Annotated in this window: 1 protein-coding gene; it reads right to left on the reverse strand. The window is 35.2% G+C overall.

The features are described 5' to 3' along the window. Positions 1 to 147: 147 nt before the first annotated feature. Complete coding sequence (locus ED2_RS15795) at positions 148 to 840, reverse strand: hypothetical protein (protein ID WP_016177427.1); 693 nt, start codon at positions 838 to 840, stop codon at positions 148 to 150. Between the last annotated feature and the right edge of the window lie 408 nt (positions 841 to 1,248).

Here is a 1,248-nt window from a genome sequence, read left to right on the forward strand (position 1 = left end):
CCTTCGGTTGTACGGTACACTTGGCTACGAGACACCGGTTGGTTACCGTAACCAGAGATTGGCGCAGCGAATCCTTGATAATGAGCTCGGATGTGCTAACGCTAGCGAGGCAGTCTAACTTTAACTGTTAGCTCCTGCCGAAGATCGTCACATCCGAGGAGGCTCATTGTCAAGGACAATCGGAATAGCATACGGAAAGAAGTTCTGCACCTTATAAAATTTGTCAAAAAAACTGTTGCCATTCCATGCCATCTTGTTTGCCGATGCGTCTTGAGGAGTATATGCTTTGATAACACTGACTGATTCGACGCCTTCGATCCCTTCTAGTTTCTCGATATCTCCATAGTTAACATCCATGGAAAAACCGTTGATCAATAGGCCAAACTCCCTGATCACCTTCGTTTTAGCAATCTCTTCCACTTTTTCTTGGATTGTCTCTTGTTTTGTGATTACTTTTTCAGAAGCTTCTTGCACTTTTTCGATTGATTCAGGTGTATCGATCGATTTCTTCGATTTTTCGACAGCCGCTTTCTCTTTTAAGCGAATCATCACTCGTACTTTATCAGTTGCTTTGACATCTTTCTCGTTCTCGTCATAATATCCCTGCGCTTTTAGCTGAGCTAGTGCAGCTTTTTTGATCAACTCGGAATCGATCGCTTTTTTCTTAGAAATATAGTCCTTAAGATCCTGTTTATCTTCTACTAAATTCGTCGTTTCTGCGGGAATCTCAGTAGCATCCGCTACGCTAGAATAAACACTTAAAAACAAAGGCGACAATAAAATGGTTGTACCAATCGTTCCTATCCAGTAAGCTTTCCCCCTCCAATTTCTTTTTTTCATTTTTTTCCTCCCATCTTATGTGTACTTTCATTTATTTACAACCAATGTCTGAAGCAAATCAATTGGTTCGTTGAAATTAAAATAACATACAGATAAAGAACTAGCAATATATTTTTTTAATTTTCTAAAAATTCAGCGAATATTTTAAAAGGTAGACCATTTAATTATTAAAAAAATAAAACAACGCATTATATTTAATTAGCACCGTTAAAAAAGCAATTTAAATCATTATATAAATAAATTCAATTTTATATATTAAATAAAATATGTAATTTTATAAATATAAAAATCCATTTACATCTCGAAAAAATAACAAAAGTGATAAATATAAAAAAACAGTGAATACCGAACGAATCGCTCAGTATTCACTGCTCTTTTATTTATTCCTTATCATGAAGTCTTATTTTT

Origin of the sequence: Enterococcus durans NBRC 100479 = LMG 10746, from assembly GCF_001544215.1 — a bacterium.
Lineage (GTDB): Bacteria > Bacillota > Bacilli > Lactobacillales > Enterococcaceae > Enterococcus_B > Enterococcus_B durans.

Bases quoted from the DNA above. Each gene is read 5' to 3' on its own strand.
- ED2_RS15795 (WP_016177427.1), bottom strand. From the start codon at position 840: ATGAAAAAAAGAAATTGGAGGGGGAAAGCTTACTGGATAGGAACGATT.